Source organism: Tatumella terrea (assembly GCF_039523755.1).
In the GTDB taxonomy this organism is placed as follows: Bacteria; Pseudomonadota; Gammaproteobacteria; order Enterobacterales; family Enterobacteriaceae; genus Tatumella; species Tatumella terrea.
Genome location: NZ_BAAAFX010000006.1, coordinates 237,820 through 255,983, shown reverse-complemented (window position 1 = coordinate 255,983; position 18,164 = coordinate 237,820). Strand labels below are relative to the sequence as shown.

Genomic DNA, 18,164 nt, shown 5'->3' with positions numbered 1-18,164 from the left:
GCTGGGGGGCCGGATGTGTCAGGAAACCCCGGAAAATCTCCCCGGGTTAACCACTAAATGCGCCGGGCCTGCCAGAAGACTTTGCGCCAGTAGACATTATTCAGTGAAGAGCGCATCACACCACGGCTGGTCGATGCATGAATAAACTGATTATTTTTGTCATAGATACCGACATGCAGGCCATCGCCCCCCCAGCCGGTTTTAAAAAACACCAGGTCACCTGGCATCAGTTCACTTTTCCGGATGCGGGTACCAATGTCACTCTGCCCACGGGTCGTTCGCGGTAAACGGATATCAAAACGATCCCGGAATGTCAGATAGACGAAACCGGAACAATCGATGCCACGACGGCTCAGGCCACCAAAACGGTATGGCGTCCCCCGCCACTGAGATAACTGCTGGTTCAGCTCTGCTCTGACCACCGCAGGATCCGCAAGGTTCGCATTGGGTGCAGGCGCATGTGAGCTGCATCCTGCCAGTAACACTATCAAAAAGACAATTGCTATCCGTACCATACGCCAGCTCCGTAAACTGCCATCCATCATAACGTTTATTGTTACAGCGCAACTGATATCCGGGTTTGTCTGCATCAGCGAGGAAAACTGCCGGGAAATGAGATCAGGAAACAGAATTGTTGCCATAAGTCACCAGGTTTGGCAACCCGTAACTTCCGTTCCTGTGTGGCTCCGCACTCTGCCGGTTCCGTCCGGTCTGCGATAAGCGGGTCAACGGATAAAAAAAAGGCCGCAGATGCGGCCTTTTTCACGGTGCACGATCAGAATGCTTAGCTTTGCTTCGGAGCAGCATTCTCGACACGGCTTTTCAATTTCTGTCCCGGGCGGAAAGTCACAACACGGCGAGCCGTAATCGGGATATCTTCCCCCGTTTTCGGGTTACGTCCCGGCCGTTGATTCTTATCGCGTAGGTCAAAATTGCCAAACCCTGACAGTTTTACCTGCTCACCATTTTCCAGCGCCCTACGGACTTCTTCAAAAAACAGTTCAACGAGATCCTTCGCGTCACGCTTGCTAAGACCCAGTTTTTCAAACAGATACTCTGACATTTCAGCTTTTGTAAGCGCCATAGGTTCAATCCCTCAAGGTTGCCTGGAATCGCTCTTTTAATGCCGCAACACAGTTAGCTACAGTCGCGGCAATTTCCTCTTCTTCGAGTGTCCGGCTGGTATCCTGCAAAATCAGGCTGATCGCAAGGCTCTTATAACCCTCACTCACACCCTTACCGCGGTACACGTCAAATAAGTTTACGCCAACTATCTGATTTACGCCAACTTTCTTACACTCTGCGATAATATCTGCTGAAGGGACGTTTTCGGCAACCACCACAGCAATGTCACGACGGTTTGCCGGGAAGCGTGAAACCTCTTTAGCAGCAGGCAGCAAGCGGTCTGCAACCTTATCCCATAGCAATTCAAATACCACTGTCCGGCCATTCAGGTCAAGTTTGCGTTCCAGTTCCGGGTGAACAACGCCGATAAAACCAATGTACTGGTCCTGCAAATAAATGCCGGCACTCTGACCCGGATGCAGTGCGGAATGCTCTGTCGCGCGGAATTCAATCGATGCCGCTTTTCCGGTCAGGTCCAGAACCGACTCCAGATCACCTTTCAGGTCGAAATAATCGACAGTCGCACGTTCCTGATCCCAGTGCTCTTCAAAACGCGGTCCGGTGATCACACCCGCCAGCATCAGTTCCTGACGGATCCCCAGCTCAGCACCGGTGTCCGGGACAAAACGTAATCCGCTTTCGAACAGACGAACACGGCTCTGCTGGCGGTTCTGGTTATAGACCACCGCACCCAGCAAACCGGTCAGCAGGGACAGGCGCATCGCTGACATATCGACAGAAATCGGATTAGGCAGCAGCAAGGCTTCTTCGCCCGGGTGAACCAGGTTCTGCAGCTTAGGATCCACAAAGCTGTAGGTAATCGCTTCCTGGTAACCTTTATCCACCAGCATCGCTTTCACGCGTGACAGCGGCAGGTGAGCTTCACGGTGCGGAGGCATCACCAGGTCAGCCCGGACCGGGACATCAGGGATATTGTTATATCCGTAAATACGTGCGACTTCTTCGACCAGGTCTTCTTCGATAGCCATATCGAAACGCCAGGCCGGTGCCGTGGCTGTCCACTGTCCTTCCGCGGTAACCACATGGCAGCCCAGACGTTGCAGGATATCGGTCACCTGCGCATCAGCAATGTGATGGCCGATCAGGCGATCCAGTTTTTCACGACGCAGGATAATGGTCGCCGGTACCGGCAGTGTGTCCTGGTGGCTGCGGTCAATCACAGGACCCGCTTCTCCTCCGCAGATTTCCAGCAACAGCGCCGTTGCACGCTCGATGGCACGGTACTGCAGTGTGGAATCAACACCGCGCTCGTAACGGTGCGAGGCATCGGTATGCAGACCATAACGACGGGCACGACCGGTGATCGCTAATGGGTCAAAATAGGCGCTTTCGAACAGGATGTTGGTGGTGTTTTCATTCACCCCGGAGTCTGCCCCGCCAAAGATCCCGGCCATCGCCAGTGCTTTTTTCTGGTCAGCAATCACCAGTGTTTCTGCGCTCAGCGTGACTTCATTACCGTCCAGCAGCGTCAGCTTTTCACCTTCCACGGCCTGACGAACCACAATGCCGCCCTGCAGACGGTCGAGGTCGAAGGCATGCATTGGCTGCCCCAGTTCCATCAGGACATAGTTAGTGATATCCACTACCGCATCCACCGAACGGATGCCGCAACGGCGTAATTTTTCTTTCATCCACAGCGGACTTTCCACGCTGACGTCAATACCGGTGATCACGCGGCCCAGATAGCGCGGACAGGCATCGGTTGCCTGAACATCAACCGGGAAGGTTTTATCGGTCGAAGGCGTGACCGCTGCAACTTCCGGCTCAGTCAGTGGCAGACCGTTCAGCACCGCAACATCACGGGCAACGCCCATAATGCTCAGGCAGTCAGCACGGTTTGGCGTGACGCTGATTTCAATGGTGTTGTCATCCAGTTTCAGGAACTGACGGAAGTCAGTGCCTGGTACCGCATCTGCCGGTAATTCCATAATACCGTCAGATTCAACATTAATACCCAGTTCCGAATAGGAACAGAGCATCCCTTCTGACGGCTCACCGCGCAGTTTTGCGGCTTTAATTTTAAAATCACCTGGCAGCACGGCGCCCACGGTCGCTACCGCGACTTTCAGCCCCTGACGGCAGTTTGGCGCGCCACAGACGATATCCAGCAGGCGTGAACCACCGACATTAACTTTAGTAACACGCAATTTATCGGCATTCGGGTGTTGCCCGCATTCGACTACTTCACCGACCACTACGCCATGGAATGCTCCGGCAACTGCGGTCACATCGTCCACTTCCAGGCCGGCCATGGTAATTTGTCCGGAAAGTTCTTCACTGTTCAGGGCCGGATTTACCCATTCACGTAACCAGAGTTCACTGAATTTCATTGGATAACCTGCCCTTATTTAAACTGTTTCAGGAAACGAAGATCATTTTCAAAAAATGCACGAAGATCGGTCACGCCATAACGTAACATCGTCAGACGTTCCATCCCCATACCGAAGGCGAAGCCGGAGTAGACTTCCGGGTCAATGCCGACATTACGCAAGACGTTCGGGTGCACCATACCGCAGCCCAGCACTTCCAGCCATTTACCGTTTTTACCCATGACATCCACTTCTGCGGAAGGCTCGGTGAACGGGAAGTAAGACGGACGGAAACGTACCTGCAGATCTTCTTCGAAGAAGTTATTCAGGAAATCATGCAGCGTTCCTTTCAGGTTGGTGAAGCTGATGTCTTTATCGACAATCAGGCCTTCCATCTGATGGAACATCGGCGTGTGTGTCTGGTCGTAGTCGTTACGATATACACGTCCCGGCACGATAACGCGGATAGGCGGTGCGCTGTTTTCCATGGTACGGATCTGGACCCCGGAGGTCTGGGTGCGCAGTAAGCGTTTGGCATCAAACCAGAAGGTATCGTGGTCGGCACGGGCAGGATGGTGTCCCGGAATATTCAGCGCATCGAAGTTATAGTACGCATCTTCAATTTCCGGACCATTAGCCACGCAGAAGCCCAGCTCACCGAAGAAGTTTTCAATCCGGTTGATGGTGCGGGTGACCGGGTGCAGGCCACCGTTTTCGATACGACGCCCTGGCAGCGAAACATCGATGGTTTCTTCGGCCAGTCGTGCGTTCAGTGCAGCAGACTCCAGCGTCTGTTTGCGTTCGTTTAAGTGTTCCTGAACCTGCTGCTTAGCTTCATTGATCACCGCACCGGCCGCCGGACGCTCTTCGGCCGGTAATTCGCGCAATGTCATCATCTGCAGAGTCAGATGGCCTTTTTTACCCAGATATTCGACGCGAACTGCATCCAGGGTGGCGATATCCGTCGCCTCGTCTATAGCAGCCCGGGCGCGGGCAACTAATTCTGCGAGTTGGGACATGTTTTCCTCTTCTTCCGGTTAGTCTGGTATTTGTTTCACTCCGGGGGCTCTCCCGGGGCTCTATCGCCAAAAAGAAAAAAGCCTCCACCAGGGAGGCTTTTAGCGCGATTTTTCGTTTCTTTTCTGCTGCGCAAAAGCCCCTGAGATCAGGTGCTAAAGTAAAAAAAGAAACGGAAAATAGCAGCATTCATACTTGCGTTACCTTAATGGCTGAGAAAAACAGATTACTATAATAACAGATTAAAGTCAGGGAGTTAGCTTTTCTTTGCCGGAAATAAAAAAGGGAGCAAGCTCCCTTTTCTAACTGACTTATGCCAGTACTGATTTCGCTTTTTCGACCAGAGCAGTAAATGCTACTTTATCGAAAACGGCGATGTCAGCCAGGATCTTACGGTCGATTTCAATAGAGGCTTTTTTCAGGCCATTAATGAAACGGCTGTAAGACATGCCATTCTGACGGGCTGCTGCGTTGATACGAGCAATCCACAGCTGACGGAACTGACGCTTACGTTGACGACGGTCGCGGTAGGCGTACTGGCCAGCTTTGATGACAGCCTGGAAGGCAACGCGGTAAACACGTGAACGTGCACCGTAGTAGCCTTTAGCTTGTTTTAAGATTTTTTTGTGACGAGCGCGGGCAATTACACCACGTTTTACACGAGCCATATTAGCTCTCCTGTTTTATATTCTGTGAAAAAAAAAGTTAACTTATGCGTACGGCAGGCAGGCAATAACCAGACCCAGATCGCCTTTAGAAACCATGCCTTTAGGGCGCAGGTGACGTTTACGCTTAGTAGACTTTTTAGTCAGAATATGACGCAGGTTAGCGTGTTTACGCTTGAAGCCGCCAGAAGCGGTCTTCTTGAAGCGTTTGGCCGCTCCACGTACAGTTTTAATCTTTGGCATTTTAAAAAATATCCACTTCGCATTGTTAATAAAATGAACCAGCAGGCGAATAAAACCGCTCAGCCGTAAACGACAGAGCGGCAGTATTACTTGAAGGCCTGCTACTTCTTCTTAGGTGCGAGCACCATGATCATCTGTCGTCCTTCAATCCTTGATGGAAAGGATTCAACAACGGCCAGTTCAGACAGATCTTCTTTCACGCGGTTAAGCACTTCCATACCAATCTGCTGGTGCGCCATCTCACGACCACGGAAACGCAGCGTGATTTTGGCTTTATCGCCCTCTTCCAGAAAACGAATCAGGTTGCGTAGTTTGACCTGATAGTCGCCTTCATCTGTACCAGGACGGAATTTAATTTCCTTAACCTGGACAATTTTTTGCTTTTTCTTCTGTTCCTTAGAAGATTTGCTTTTTTCATAGAGGAATTTGCCGTAATCCATAATTCGGCAAACCGGCGGCTCGGCGTTAGGGCTGATTTCAACTAAATCCACGCCTGCTTCTTCAGATTTTTCTAAAGCTTCGCGCAGGCTAACAATGCCTAGCTGCTCACCGTCAACACCCGTCAGACGTACCTCTGTTGCACGGATTTCACCATTGATACGGTTCGGACGTGTTGGTTGTACTCTTTTTCCGCCTTTAATACCTTACTCCTCCAATTGATTAAGATTTCTGCTGCGAATTTCCTGCTGCAGATTATCTATAAATACGTCGACATCAATAGATCCTAAATCTTTACCACGGCGGGTACGCACGGCAACTTTACCGGCCTCCACTTCTTTTTCACCGCAGACAAGCATATAAGGGACACGACGTAATGTGTGTTCACGAATTTTAAAGCCAATCTTCTCGTTTCTCAAGTCTGCTTTTACACGAATACCCGCTTTTTGTAATTTCCGGGTCAATTCGTTGACATAATCCGCCTGATTATCGGTGATATTCATCACGACAACCTGTAACGGTGCCAGCCAGCTTGGGAAGAAACCTGCATATTCTTCGGTCAGAATACCGATAAAGCGCTCCATTGAGCCAAGAATAGCACGGTGGATCATTACCGGGGTCTGGCGTTCGTTGTTTTCGCCGACATAGGTAGCGTCCAGTCGTCCCGGTAATGAGAAATCGAGCTGTACTGTACCACACTGCCACGCACGATCCAGACAATCATACAAAGTAAATTCAATTTTAGGGCCATAAAATGCCCCTTCACCCGGCTGGTACTCGAATTCGATGTCGTTTTCTTTCAGTGCTTCAGCCAGATTCTGCTCCGCACGGTCCCACAACTCGTCGCTGCCGATACGTTTTTCCGGACGTGTAGACAGCTTAACGACGATTTTTTCAAAGCCGAAGGTGCCGTACATATCGTAGATCATCCGGATACAGCTGTTCACTTCATCCAGAATCTGATCTTCGGTACAGAAAATATGTGCATCATCCTGGGTAAACCCGCGGACACGCATCAGACCGTGTAACGCACCTGATGGCTCGTTACGGTGGCAGCTACCAAATTCCGCCATACGTAATGGCAGGTCACGGTAGGATTTTAGTCCCTGATTGAAGATTTGCACGTGGCCCGGACAGTTCATGGGCTTAATGCAGTATTCACGGTTCTCTGAAGAGGTGGTGAACATCGCCTCTTTGTAGTTTTCCCAGTGACCTGTTTTTTCCCATAACACCCGGTCCATCATGAACGGACCTTTCACTTCCTGGTACTGGTACTCTTTCAGCTTGGTACGGACAAAGACTTCCAGCTCGCGGAAAATAGTCCAGCCGTCATTATGCCAGAACACCATCCCCGGGGCTTCTTCCTGCATATGATACAGGTCAAGCTGTTTACCGATTTTGCGGTGGTCACGCTTTGCGGCTTCTTCCAGACGTTTCAGGTAGGCTGCCAGCTGTTTTTTATCCGCCCAGGCCGTACCGTAGATACGCTGCAGCATTTTGTTATTGCTGTCGCCGCGCCAGTAAGCACCGGAAATCTTCTGTAATTTGAAATGATGACAGAAACGCATATTCGGTACGTGCGGACCGCGGCACATATCGATATATTCTTCATGATGGTACAGGCCGGGACGGTCATCATGGCTGATGTTCTCATCCAGGATTGCCATCTTGTAGCTTTCACCACGTGACTCGAAGGTATCCCGCGCTTCCTGCCAGCTAACGTTCTTTTTAATGACGTTATAATTGGTTTCAGCCAGCTCATGCATACGCTTTTCGAGCCGCTCGATGTCTTCCTGGGTCAGGGTATGATCCATATCCACATCATAGTAGAAACCATTATCAATCACCGGACCGATAGCCATTTTGGTATCCGGCCACAGTTGCTTGATAGCATGCCCCAACAGGTGAGCACAGGAGTGGCGAAGAATTTCAAGACCGGCTTCATCTTTTGCGGTAATGATTGAAACATCAGAATCTTCGGTAATAGGATCAACCGCATCCACCAGCTCACCGTTGACACGACCCGCGATACAGGCTTTCGCCAGCCCCGGGCCGATATCCTGAGCAATATCCATCACACTGACCGCATGGTCAAAAGAACGCTGACTTCCATCAGGAAGAGTAATAACAGGCATTTCATATCCTTAATTGCAGTGGTAACCCACACGAAAGGCTACATGCAAATATTGATTTTTATTTGAATTCAGTATCTTAAGTTACACGTCACCCGGAAAATATCCGGCAAGGTACACACATTGGTACACATCGGGAAACCTTTGCCCTCTTCCGGCTGAAGCTACCTGCCCAATGTTACATGTTAATGGGGGGGACGGAAAGAATAGGATGAACATCAAGGAGATTTTATCAGTAGCTTCCTCAACACCGGGGCAAAATCACCGCAGCACCGCGTCCGCCTCCCACCGAATAACGGCGTTGGAGCAACGCAGATCGATGGCGGCGCAACAGGAATGCACTGATGAGGTGACTGGCCGTCCCGGTTCACGGGCAGGAATCAGATACAGCTTCGGCCCGCCCGGGAGCGCTGTGCCGTTACCGATCACTGTCCGTTGACGGCGCAGCCGCACTCAGGGCCTCTTCGTCAGCCCACCGCAAGACTGTCAGCCGCCGGTCAATCGTTACAAAGTTACTGTTCTGAAACAATTTCATGCTGAAATTAATAAATTAGTCCATCGCGGTTTTACTGAGGAATGCTATGCTGATCGGGCAATAACAGGAGAGTATTCACATGAAGAAAAGTATTTCCGCACTGGCACTGGCCGGTACGTTACTGCTGTCGCAGACAGCGATGGCAGCAGGTTGCATCAAAGGCGCCGTTGCCGGGGGTGTTGCTGGTCATATGGCTCATCACCACGCGGTTGCCGGTGCAGTCGCCGGTTGTTTTGTTGGCCATCACATGGCTAAAAAATCTGCCCAACGCGCAGCCGCTGAAAAACAGCAGCAAGCCCATCAGTAATGATGTATCTGCAGCCTCCGGGATCGCCGGGGGCTGTTTTTATCCCCCTGTCCGGGTATTATCCCGACCCTCTCCGGCATTATCACGCTTAGCACCGGCTTTACAGAAGTAACTTTCCATTTACCTCTGAATGTTGCCCCGTCTCTGAGGGTAATCCCCGAGACTGAGTTCTGCCTGTCGCACAGGACAGAAAGAATATTCACCCGCTTTTCCGCTTTAAGAGTTATCCCGCAAAAGCTCTGTCAGAATCCCCGCCCCTCTCCGGCATCATCATGCTTAGCACCGGCTTTACCGACGTAACGTCAGGAACATACGTTCCTTTTTCGTCTGCTGATAATACGTGGCTACGTTCGCACCGTCCGGTGAGCTAACGCCCCGATGAGTGACGCCGTCACTTAAAATTTAACGGCCATGGATACGCCCGTCACGACATGGCTCCAGCCTTCAGCGCAAAAAAGGCTTCTTTCGGTGGTGAGGGCTAAATAAAAGGCCTGTCACACCGCTGACTGATGTCAGCCACAGCAACAACAGTAATACAGACTGAACCCGTCGAATTTTCGGTGCAGAGTGACCGGAACCTTCACGTCACGCCCGGTCGGCCTCCGGGCTTTTCACCGCCCTAAGTCCCCGGGTCAGAAAGACCTGCTGCAGATATCGCACGGTGATACCCAGCGTTTAACCTCCGCAGGCGCAGAGAATGGACGGTTAACAACAATATAGCTGCGGAAAGCGGACCGGAGCCTGTAACCGGCAGATATCGCAGGGTGATACCCGCCGTTTAACATCCGCAGGCGCAGAGAATGGACGGTTAACAACAATACTGTTGCGGATAGCGGACCGGGCCTGTAACCGGCAGATATCGCAGGGTGATACCCGCCGTTTAACATCCGCAGGCACAGAGAATGGACGGTTAACAACAATACTGTTGCGGATAGCGGACCGGGGCCTGGAACCGGCAGATATCGCGTGATGATACCTGCCGTGCATTATTCCCAAGTTCAGCGGATGAGCGGCTAACAAGCGATTGCTGCGGATAGCAGGCCTGAGCCGGAAAGCGGCAGATATCGTACAGTCATATCCACCGTCAGTATTCGCAGGTACAGGGGACGGCTAACAAGCTACTAAAGCCGATTCCGCGTACCGCTGCCGGAAAGCGGCAGATATCACAGGGTGATAAATACCGGTCAGTATCTGCAGGGGGAGATTCAGCGTTGAACTGACTTTCTATTACCGCGGAGACCCTGCGGGATAAAGGATGACCGCCCTCTTCTCCTGCTACCCCCGGGACGGAGACTGTCAGCACAGAAGGCTCCCGCCGGGCGCACGGCAATTTCTGCAACGCCCCCGGCAACGACATGATAACGATTCAGACCCTTTTCAGTGAGGCGGAACGCAACGGCGCTTTTCCTGATTTTTCCGCCGGCCGGTTATCCGGCTTTTTTCCTGAAGACAGATCACACTCTTTCGGCAACAGGAAGGTAATGGCTCCGGCCAGTAACAGCGAGACTGCCAGTGCGCACACCGCCACGTTCTGTCCATACAGGTAAATCATTATCCCTACCAGATAAGGTCCGCAGAACCCGCCCAGATTACCGAGCCCGTTGATTACCCCACGTGCACTCCCGGCCACTTCCGGAGACGAAATCCGTCCGGGAATCGACCAGAAAGGACTGGTCGCCGCTTTCAGGAAGAAACCGCAAATAACCAGCGCAATATAGGCCGCGACCACGTGGTCCCTCAGGATCACGGACGCCACCAGCGCTGCAGCAAAGCTGAAAAGTGACACCCGAACCCACAGCCGACGTTTACCTGTCCGATCGCTGAGCATAGAAATCACATAAATTCCCGCCAGCGTCGCTAAGAACGGCAGCACCGCCAGCAACCCGACACTGGCCATATTTCCTCCGGTCAGGTTCTTCAGAATACTGGGTAGCCACAGGGTGTAACCATAATCCCCGGTCTGGTAAAAGAAGTTTAATGCCACCAGTTGCATCAGCCCTTTATTACGTAATACCGCTTTTAACGGGGCTTTGGTGACCGGGGCCAGTTCTTCACGCGCTTTACGTTCACGTCCCAGCACGGTCAGCAGATATTCCCGTTCTTTTTCCGGCAGCCAGCGGGCTTCCTCCGGACGGTCGCTGATCACCAGCCACCAGATGGCCAGTACCACCACCGACAGCAGGCCTTCGATGAAAAACAACCAGCGCCAGTCGAGCGCGGCAATAATCGCCCCCGAGACCGGCGCGGTCAGCATGCCTCCCAGCGGAGCAAACATCATGACAAATGCGTTGGCGCGGCCCAGTTCTTTTTCAGGAAACCAGTTACTGACCATGGTGAGAACAACCGGCAACATCCCCCCTTCGGCAACACCGAGAAAAAAACGCAGCGCCAGTAACTGATATTCATGGGTGACAAATCCGGTCGCCACCGAGACGACGGCCCAGGCCGCCAGCGACCAGGCAATAAAGCGTTTACCGCTGCCGTAAACGGCAATACGGCCGCCGGGTATTTGCAGAAACAGATAACCGATAAAAAATATTCCGCTGGCGACACCGGCCATCTGGCTGGTGATCCCTAAATCTTTTTCCATTCCGCCAGGCAAGGCGAAACTAATATTGACCCGATCCATAAATGACATAATACAGGCGATGAGGATCGGTGCGATAACCCGCACCCAGCGGGTTCCTGGTATTTTATCGTTCATAATAATGTCCTGGTTACATCAGCGACCTCCGGAGACTGGCGGGTAGCGGCTGATCATCAATGAAAAAGGCATGTTCCCTCGTACTACCGGTACTCTTTTTTTTATTGAATTAATCCCGGGATCTCCCGGCCTGAGAAGTAAGCTGCCAGATTGTCCGCCACCGACTGGCTCATGGCCTGGCGGGTTTCCACCGTGGCACTGGCCACATGGGGTTGCAGCAATACATTATCGAGAGCGAAGAAAGCCTCCGGCACGTGTGGTTCGTGGCCGAACACATCCAGTGCCGCCCCGCCAATCACTTTTTCCTGTAATGCCCGCAACAATGCAGGTTCATCTGTCAGGCTGCCGCGCGCGACATTGATAAGCCAGGCATGTGGCGGCATCGCCTCCAGCACGGCAGCATTAATGATGCCGGTATTTTCGGGATTCCCCGACGCGGCAATCACCAGGAAGTCGCTCTGACTGGCCAGGCTGTGCAGGTCCTCACACCACTGGTAACCGGGGGCGTCCTTACGCTGACGGCTGTGATAAAGAATGGTCATATCAAACCCTTTCGCCCGCCGGGCAATGGCCTGACCAATGTTGCCCATTCCCAGGATACCGAGACGTTTTTTGCTGACTTTGGTCGCCAATGGCGGCGCGGTCTTTTCCCACTGACCGGACCGCACGAACTGATCTCCCTGACGCAGGCGGCGGCTGGCAGCCAGCAGCAATCCCATCGCCAGGTCAGCAACGTCATCGGTCAGCACTCCGGCCGTGATCCCGACACGGATGCCGCGTTCGCGGGTATAATTGAGGTCGATTGCATCGGTTCCGACGCCGAACACGGCGATCATGCCGGCACGGGGTAACTGTTCAAGGATCTCACGGCTGACGCCAACGTCCCCCCGGGTAACGACAGCCTGAACGTCCTCCCCGTGCCGGCGAAGAAAGTCGGCGGTATCGGTTTGCTCGTAAAGACGGAATACCCGGTAGCTGGCGTCCAGAGAAGTCTGTAAGACGTCCATCACCGGCGCGATGAGCAGAACAAAGGGTTGAGTATCTGTATGCATAGCAACGGTCCTGTCTGATAAGCCTGTAGCGTGTCTTATGTATCAAACGGGTTTTTGCTGCTGAATGTTGCGATCTCCGTCACGCCAGATAATGTTAAAAATTTGTGTTACTTCTGGCGTGATCTGGCAGGCATTTTACGGTTATTTAACAGGGGGAGATCAGGGGTCAACAGGTTCAGGAGGGAAAAGAAAGGTGTCAGGCCGCCGGTCAGATGGTTTCTCCCATCGACAACCGGTAATGTAAATCTACCCGTTCTATCGTGGGTAATCCCTGAATTTTTTTAATCAGAATCTCTGTGGCAACCTTGCCCATTTCAAAACGTAGCGTCAGCACACTGGCGAGTTTCGGGGTTGTCACCTGGCCGATCTCCAGACCGTGGAAGCCGGCAATGGCCAGTTGCTCCGGCACACGGATGTCGCTGGCGATGCATTCGCGTAGCACACCCACCGCCAGATCATCATTGGTGCACAGAATGCCGTCCATCTCAGGATACATCTGGCGTGCAAGGGTCATCATGCCTGCGCCGATAGACACAGAAGAGACCTTACCCGGAGTAATACGTCCGGGCGGCAGGCCGGCCTCCGCCATCGCCTGACAGTAACCGGCATAACGTTGTTCATCCCTGAGGTCAGCCATCGACCCGAAATAAATAATCCGGGTTTTTCCGCTGGCCAGCAGCATACGTGTCATGTCCAGACCGGCGCGCTGGTTATCAAAGCCGACATTAATCCGTCCGCTGTTTTCTGTCAGCCCCATCACTTCTGCCACAGGGATTTTTGCCGACCGTAAATACTTTTCTGCGCGCACGCTGTGCACGCTCTCCGTCAGTAACAGAGCTTTAACATTAAAAGCCAGTACGGTTGCTATCTGTTCTTCTTCTTTCTGGCTGTTGTAATCGTAATTGACCACCAGGGTCTGGTAACCCCTGGCGGCAGCCGCGGTTTCGACCCCTGCCAGCACGTCTGCAAAAATCTGGTTATGAAATGACGGAACCAGCACCCCGATCCGCCCGATGGCATTACTGTTAATCGCCGCATTGTCCGGGTCAGGCTGATAGCCCACTTCCTCAATAACGCTGGCGATACGCTCTGCGGTTTCCGGTTTGACTTTTTCGGGGGTACGCAAATACCGGCTGACGGTCATCTTTGTTACACCCGCGAGGGTCGCAATATCATTCAATGTGATGCGCTGCAATTTCATTGTTTCTGCCAGTCAGTACCGGAATCGGTAATCCATTATGCCAGCCCGACACCGAAATGAACATCTTCGCTTCGGGTCGTCGATGGCAGGGTGTCGGGCTGATTTTATGCCATCGATCACAGCGCCAGTAACGTTGTTTTGTAACATCATTTTTAGTGATCAGCGTCACAGTTTAACCGCCACGAAAAACGTGAGATAGAACCTGTGACCGGCAGCACCGATGTCAGTGGCCTGCCGGACAATACCGCCTCCCGGGCCGGGCCACCGGATAATGTACCTGCCCTGAAGACAGTCACGTCAGAGGCTCTGCCCCGGCAGACGTAAACCCGACGATTGCGGTCATCGTGCCGCCAAAGGCGACTGCGGGCCGTCTCTGAGTAATAAACCGCAACCCGTGAATAACCTGAGGAGTGATTATGGCAGGCCAGTGCATTATCGTGATGGGCGTATCCGGGACCGGAAAATCTACGGTAGGCCAGGCGCTTTCGCACGCCCTGAACGCCAAATTTATTGACGGGGATGATCTGCACCCCCGACGGAACATCGACAAAATGGCGGCCGGTCAGGCGCTGGATGATGCCGACAGGCAACCCTGGCTGTGCCGGCTGGCCGATGTGATCTACAGCCTGGAACAGAAAAACGAAACCGGTGTGCTGGTCTGTTCCGCGCTTAAAAAGTCTTACCGGGATCAGTTACGCGCTGGCAGCCCGCATGTGCGTTTTTTATGGTTACAGGGGGATTTCGAGCAGGTAATGAGCCGTATGCGTCAACGCAGAGGTCATTTTATGCCTGAGACTCTGCTGCGTAGCCAGTTTTCTAACCTGGAAATACCGGGTCACGATGAGCCGGACGTCATGGCGGTGAGTATCGTGCCGCCGGTGGACAATATTGTCAGCCAGTATATGACCTGTTTGCGGTAATACACCGCCCCACAACCGGGATGAATATTATGATTATTGATGCCTTAGCCACCGCGGCTGAAAATACCTTCTATCCTGCCGCCATTCGTCAAATGCTGGCAACGATCATCGAAAGTGACCCCTATAGCCTGCCGGCAGGCCACTATCAGGTGCAGGGCAAACAGATGTTTTTCAATGTTGCTGAGGGGGAAACCCGGCCGCTGGAAAGCCAGAAACCGGAATTTCATCGCCAGTATCTGGATATTCATATTGTGCTGGAAGGTAATGAAGTCATTGGCGCCGGTGTCCGCGGCCTGCCGCTCGACCTCAGTGAACCCTTTAATGATGCACACGACCTCGGGTTCTGTGCTGCCATACCGGGGGAGACACTGATCCATCTGCAACCCGGTGAGCTGGCCATTATATTCCCGCAGGAACTTCACCGCCCGATGAGCACCTGTACTACCCCAGCCCCTCTGCGCAAGATTGTGGCAAAAATTGACTGCGCACTGCTCTGAGCCTCCCGTTCCGGGCACGCACACATAAGCGGGTCCGGTCAACACGGCCCGCGTCTTTCCATTTCGGGCAGGACGCAGACGGGTGGCAACAACGGTGGAACACCCACGGCTCCCCTATCGCAGCTGAGCCTTTTTGTCGGTCATCTCGCCTTTTTCAACCTGCTCAACAACAGGGTTTTGAAGGATAGAGGATAATCGCGTTGGGTGCGTTTGCTCTCTGCGATACTCATGCACTGCGGAATAAGATCAGGAACCTGTCAACACTATTCAGGACGGGTCAAAGGACAAAAAAAAGCCCGCTTAGCGGGCCTTTTTGTCTCTTCTGTTGGCTTACATGGAGTAAGACAGCAGTACAGAGGTTTTACTGTCGGTACGATCCGGCGCAGATGACGGCGGATTGTTATTCCAGGTCAGGTCGTAGGCCAGTTTCAGAGAGAAGTGAGAGTTGATCGCTACCTGTAAACCGGTTTCGGAGTTCAGAGTCGTATCATTCCCCAGTGTACTCAGTACGGACACACCCTGAATAAACTTCGTGGTATCCGTCAGCTGCCACTGGTAACTCAGTGCACCGTAAGCCAGTGCTTTCGTCTGGTGACCACCATCATGATAATCATCATAACGAACACCCGGACCCAATTCAGCACGCAGTGAATGCACCGGCCCGTTAAGGATCTGACGACCGTAACCGGCAGTCATCGTATCGCGGCTGTCGTAACCATTGAAACGGTCACTTAACCAGCTTGCCTGACCGAACAGATAGTCGCTGCTGTTCAGGTTATAACGTGAACGGCCACCCACGGTATAGGTTTCAGAAGAACGTTCATCGTTGGATGAGGTGTTCGACGCATTGCCCCACAGGCTGTATGCCATTGATTCCTGGTACCAGGTCATGTTGGTCTGGGCTGTCAGAGAAGAACTGGTGGTGTTACCACTCTGCGCCAGATAACCTGCAGAAGCTGAACCTTCAAAAGGCTTTTTTGCGGTAGAAGGATCATCCATCGAGGTAAATACTGAGTTATCAGCATATGCCTGCTGGGCGAACACACCGGCGGTAAGCAGCAGTGCTGCTGAAATTTTATTGAACGCTTTCATTGAAAAGACCTGTACTGACGACGTTGTTAATAGCTAAGTCTGAAAACTTTTAAATAGCGTTGAATGCCATTTACCCGAGTTTTGTAAAAAAGCATGTATTCGCTTTCCTTGTCAAAAAAAAGTGACAGGCCTTAGCGTGATTCAGATTGATCTGAACAGTAGCGGGTAATGATAGACGTGAATAAAAAAATAGAAAGCAAAATCACATAAAATGCCGGACGGAATGTATCAAAAGATGACGTTACTAACGTCCAGGTTAATGGCAGTAAATAAACTTAACGCTATCGTGGATAGTCTAAGTTTGCGGCCAGACAGAAAAAAGATCCCGGGTTGAGATCCCGCGGCTGGAAACTTCGACGAAATGCGGGTTACAATCTGACCACGCAGCGAAATTGAGGACAACACTATGTGGTCAGCCATTCATCGACTGTTAGAAGAGCAGCAAAGCGATTTTGCTGGGATATCTCATTATCATCAATGCCACGGGGGTGAGGTTAATCAGTCCTGGCAGATGGTGAGCGGCGATAAACACTATTTTATCAAATCCAATCATCGTGGGATGTTGCCCCGCTTTATCGAGGAAGCGGACCAACTGGCTTTGCTGGCCAGGACCGGATGTGTCAGAGTGCCGGCAGTGTATGGCAGCGGAACCTCGCGGCATCATAGCTTTCTGATCCTTGAATATCTTCCCCCGGCACCGTTGAGTAAAGCTTCTGCTGCGTTACTGGGTGAGCAGCTTGCCAGACTCCATCAATGGAGTGAACAACCTAAGTTTGGTCTTGATTTTGATAATTCAGTGACACTGTCACCACAACCCAATAACTGGCAGAACCGCTGGTCCTCCTTCTTTCCGGAACAACGTATCGGCTGGCAGTTACAAATAGCCGCTGAGAAAAAGTTAACCTTTGGCGATACCGAACAGATTATTGCCAGTGTCGCCCGGTGTCTGGAAAATCACCACCCCGCACCGTCCTTATTGCATGGGGATCTCTGGCCCGGGCATTGTGCTGAAGCACATAATTCGCCCTGGCTGTTCAATCCGGCATGTTACTGGGGGGACAGAGAATGTGATCTGGCACTGTGGCAACCGGACAATGTATTAACCACCCCGCTGATTCAGGCTTATGAGAAAATCAGTCCCTTACCGGCAGGCTATGCAGACCGCCAGCCGGCATACCGGCTGTACTATTTGCTGAATCGTGCCTGTGCATTCGGGGAACACTGGGTGGAAGAAGCGCAACAGGTCATTGATACCCTGTTGCGCGATTATCGTTGAGAGCGGGAATTCAGAAAAAGCCGGTGAGTCGCAGAGCAAAATAGCCGATAACAATCACAATCACCGGCAGAATGTACAATTGGAAGTACTGCCTGAAAATGGAGTGATTGTTCGTCTGTAACTTTTCGGTCAGCTGCTCACGGGTCAGCCCCCCGCTGTCTTTAGCGCGTTCCAGAATGAGCTGGTCATCGATGCTCTCTTTCATAAAGCGCGACTGTCGCCACATACGATCGCCCGAGGCCTGTAACGCCAGACCGACAAAGATCACAATATAAATAATCCAGAACAGGACATCAGCCTGAGTACCGAAGTCCGGTACCGGTGAGTTCTGCCATAAAAAGTTCAGGAACGGCGTGTTAAACTTAACCATGTTGATCATGACATGAATGAAATCAGTCAATACAGCATCAATGCCGGGTTGATTATCACTGTGGATGTACAAATAGTTCATGAGTGATACCAGTGTGGATATCACCGCGGGGATAAACAACAGCCAGCCGGCAACTTTTTTGCCGATGGCGATCCTGCCCGTTTGTTGGTAATTCATGCTCTCTCCTGCAGCGTGTTTTGTGATACAAGTCTACCTGCGCCCCGGCTATTTTTCCTGTTTTATACAGCTAAAATCATTAT

General features: G+C 52.1%; 18 protein-coding genes and 1 other annotated feature. Of the genes, 4 read left to right on the top strand and 14 right to left on the bottom strand.

Annotated elements, in window-relative coordinates; all coding sequences use genetic code 11:
- Nucleotides 1-53: 53 nt before the first annotated feature.
- From ABD035_RS04220 to thrS, 9 genes are all read right to left on the bottom strand, one after another.
- Nucleotides 54-515, bottom strand: a complete 462-nt coding sequence (locus ABD035_RS04220; protein ID WP_212712432.1) for an NlpC/P60 family protein — start codon at nucleotides 513-515, stop codon at nucleotides 54-56.
- A 269-nt stretch (nucleotides 516-784) separates the two neighbouring features.
- Nucleotides 785-1,084 (bottom strand): integration host factor subunit alpha, encoded by a 300-nt coding sequence (ihfA, locus tag ABD035_RS04215; RefSeq protein ID WP_025901915.1) that lies wholly within the window; start codon nucleotides 1,082-1,084, stop codon nucleotides 785-787.
- A 4-nt stretch (nucleotides 1,085-1,088) separates the two neighbouring features.
- Nucleotides 1,089-3,476 (bottom strand): phenylalanine--tRNA ligase subunit beta, encoded by a 2,388-nt coding sequence (pheT, locus tag ABD035_RS04210; protein ID WP_343867942.1) that lies wholly within the window; start codon nucleotides 3,474-3,476, stop codon nucleotides 1,089-1,091.
- Between the two features lie 14 nt (nucleotides 3,477-3,490).
- Nucleotides 3,491-4,474 (bottom strand): phenylalanine--tRNA ligase subunit alpha, encoded by a 984-nt coding sequence (pheS, locus tag ABD035_RS04205; protein ID WP_212712430.1) that lies wholly within the window; start codon nucleotides 4,472-4,474, stop codon nucleotides 3,491-3,493.
- Nucleotides 4,475-4,545: 71 nt separating this feature from the next.
- Nucleotides 4,546-4,670: a sequence feature (Phe leader region), on the bottom strand.
- Nucleotides 4,621-4,665 carry a pheST operon leader peptide PheM gene (pheM, locus tag ABD035_RS04200; RefSeq protein ID WP_001386830.1) on the bottom strand — a complete coding sequence of 15 codons (45 nt, stop codon included), beginning with the start codon at nucleotides 4,663-4,665 and terminating at the stop codon, nucleotides 4,621-4,623. It overlaps the preceding feature by 45 nt.
- A 113-nt stretch (nucleotides 4,671-4,783) precedes the next feature.
- Nucleotides 4,784-5,140 carry a 50S ribosomal protein L20 gene (rplT, locus tag ABD035_RS04195; RefSeq protein WP_025901912.1) on the bottom strand — a complete coding sequence of 119 codons (357 nt, stop codon included), beginning with the start codon at nucleotides 5,138-5,140 and terminating at the stop codon, nucleotides 4,784-4,786.
- A gap of 42 nt (nucleotides 5,141-5,182) precedes the next feature.
- Nucleotides 5,183-5,380, bottom strand: coding sequence for a 50S ribosomal protein L35 (gene rpmI / locus ABD035_RS04190; RefSeq protein WP_004157374.1), 198 nt, complete (start codon nucleotides 5,378-5,380; stop codon nucleotides 5,183-5,185).
- 101 nt (nucleotides 5,381-5,481) lie between these two features.
- A complete protein-coding gene (gene infC, locus ABD035_RS04185) occupies nucleotides 5,482-6,021 on the bottom strand; it encodes a translation initiation factor IF-3 (protein ID WP_212712638.1) in 540 nt (179 codons plus the stop codon).
- A gap of 3 nt (nucleotides 6,022-6,024) precedes the next feature.
- On the bottom strand, nucleotides 6,025-7,953 hold the full coding sequence (gene thrS / locus ABD035_RS04180) for a threonine--tRNA ligase (protein WP_212712429.1): 1,929 nt from the start codon (nucleotides 7,951-7,953) through the stop codon (nucleotides 6,025-6,027).
- A 611-nt stretch (nucleotides 7,954-8,564) separates the two neighbouring features.
- On the opposite strand from thrS, the gene ABD035_RS04175 reads away from it, so the two are divergent.
- Nucleotides 8,565-8,792, top strand: a complete 228-nt coding sequence (locus tag ABD035_RS04175) for a hypothetical protein (RefSeq protein WP_343867939.1) — start codon at nucleotides 8,565-8,567, stop codon at nucleotides 8,790-8,792.
- Between the two features lie 1,366 nt (nucleotides 8,793-10,158).
- Here ABD035_RS04175 and ABD035_RS04170 read toward each other — a convergent pair.
- The 3 genes from ABD035_RS04170 to ABD035_RS04160 all read right to left on the bottom strand — a co-directional run bounded on the left by ABD035_RS04170 (nucleotide 10,159) and on the right by ABD035_RS04160 (nucleotide 13,749).
- Nucleotides 10,159-11,496, bottom strand: a complete 1,338-nt coding sequence (locus ABD035_RS04170) for an MFS transporter (protein WP_343867937.1) — start codon at nucleotides 11,494-11,496, stop codon at nucleotides 10,159-10,161.
- Nucleotides 11,497-11,597: 101 nt separating this feature from the next.
- A complete protein-coding gene (locus ABD035_RS04165) occupies nucleotides 11,598-12,548 on the bottom strand; it encodes a 2-hydroxyacid dehydrogenase (protein ID WP_343867935.1) in 951 nt (316 codons plus the stop codon).
- Nucleotides 12,549-12,756: 208 nt separating this feature from the next.
- Entirely contained in the window at nucleotides 12,757-13,749 is a 993-nt protein-coding gene (locus ABD035_RS04160; RefSeq protein ID WP_343867933.1) for a LacI family DNA-binding transcriptional regulator, read from the bottom strand.
- 416 nt (nucleotides 13,750-14,165) lie between these two features.
- Here ABD035_RS04160 and ABD035_RS04155 point away from each other — a divergent pair, with 416 nt between their 5' ends.
- Together ABD035_RS04155 and ABD035_RS04150 are read left to right on the top strand one after the other, a co-directional pair.
- Complete coding sequence (locus tag ABD035_RS04155) at nucleotides 14,166-14,669, top strand: gluconokinase (protein ID WP_212712424.1); 504 nt, start codon at nucleotides 14,166-14,168, stop codon at nucleotides 14,667-14,669.
- Nucleotides 14,670-14,698: 29 nt separating this feature from the next.
- Entirely contained in the window at nucleotides 14,699-15,166 is a 468-nt protein-coding gene (locus ABD035_RS04150; protein ID WP_343867929.1) for a NanQ anomerase/TabA/YiaL family protein, read from the top strand.
- A 330-nt stretch (nucleotides 15,167-15,496) separates the two neighbouring features.
- On the opposite strand, the gene ABD035_RS04145 is transcribed toward ABD035_RS04150, so the two are convergent.
- On the bottom strand, nucleotides 15,497-16,258 hold the full coding sequence (locus tag ABD035_RS04145) for a DUF481 domain-containing protein (protein ID WP_212712422.1): 762 nt from the start codon (nucleotides 16,256-16,258) through the stop codon (nucleotides 15,497-15,499).
- A gap of 406 nt (nucleotides 16,259-16,664) precedes the next feature.
- On the opposite strand from ABD035_RS04145, the gene ABD035_RS04140 reads away from it, so the two are divergent.
- On the top strand, nucleotides 16,665-17,534 hold the full coding sequence (locus ABD035_RS04140) for a fructosamine kinase family protein (protein ID WP_343867927.1): 870 nt from the start codon (nucleotides 16,665-16,667) through the stop codon (nucleotides 17,532-17,534).
- 10 nt (nucleotides 17,535-17,544) lie between these two features.
- Here ABD035_RS04140 and ABD035_RS04135 read toward each other — a convergent pair whose 3' ends face one another.
- Nucleotides 17,545-18,081: a YniB family protein gene (locus ABD035_RS04135; RefSeq protein ID WP_212712420.1), complete on the bottom strand. Its 537-nt coding sequence runs from the start codon at nucleotides 18,079-18,081 to the stop codon at nucleotides 17,545-17,547.
- Between the last annotated feature and the right edge of the window lie 83 nt (nucleotides 18,082-18,164).

Coding starts and splice junctions, on each gene's coding strand:
- pheT (WP_343867942.1), bottom strand. CDS start 3,476: ATGAAATTCAGTGAACTCTGGTTACGTGAATGGGTAAATCCGGCCCTG.
- rpmI (WP_004157374.1), bottom strand. CDS start 5,380: ATGCCAAAGATTAAAACTGTACGTGGAGCGGCCAAACGCTTCAAGAAG.
- ABD035_RS04145 (WP_212712422.1), bottom strand. CDS start 16,258: ATGAAAGCGTTCAATAAAATTTCAGCAGCACTGCTGCTTACCGCCGGT.
- ABD035_RS04220 (WP_212712432.1), bottom strand. CDS start 515: ATGGTACGGATAGCAATTGTCTTTTTGATAGTGTTACTGGCAGGATGC.
- ABD035_RS04150 (WP_343867929.1), top strand. CDS start 14,699: ATGATTATTGATGCCTTAGCCACCGCGGCTGAAAATACCTTCTATCCT.
- ABD035_RS04165 (WP_343867935.1), bottom strand. CDS start 12,548: ATGCATACAGATACTCAACCCTTTGTTCTGCTCATCGCGCCGGTGATG.
- ABD035_RS04170 (WP_343867937.1), bottom strand. CDS start 11,496: ATGAACGATAAAATACCAGGAACCCGCTGGGTGCGGGTTATCGCACCG.
- ABD035_RS04160 (WP_343867933.1), bottom strand. CDS start 13,749: ATGAAATTGCAGCGCATCACATTGAATGATATTGCGACCCTCGCGGGT.
- pheS (WP_212712430.1), bottom strand. CDS start 4,474: ATGTCCCAACTCGCAGAATTAGTTGCCCGCGCCCGGGCTGCTATAGAC.
- ihfA (WP_025901915.1), bottom strand. CDS start 1,084: ATGGCGCTTACAAAAGCTGAAATGTCAGAGTATCTGTTTGAAAAACTG.
- ABD035_RS04155 (WP_212712424.1), top strand. CDS start 14,166: ATGGCAGGCCAGTGCATTATCGTGATGGGCGTATCCGGGACCGGAAAA.
- ABD035_RS04140 (WP_343867927.1), top strand. CDS start 16,665: ATGTGGTCAGCCATTCATCGACTGTTAGAAGAGCAGCAAAGCGATTTT.
- ABD035_RS04175 (WP_343867939.1), top strand. CDS start 8,565: ATGAAGAAAAGTATTTCCGCACTGGCACTGGCCGGTACGTTACTGCTG.
- thrS (WP_212712429.1), bottom strand. CDS start 7,953: ATGCCTGTTATTACTCTTCCTGATGGAAGTCAGCGTTCTTTTGACCAT.
- ABD035_RS04135 (WP_212712420.1), bottom strand. CDS start 18,081: ATGAATTACCAACAAACGGGCAGGATCGCCATCGGCAAAAAAGTTGCC.
- rplT (WP_025901912.1), bottom strand. CDS start 5,140: ATGGCTCGTGTAAAACGTGGTGTAATTGCCCGCGCTCGTCACAAAAAA.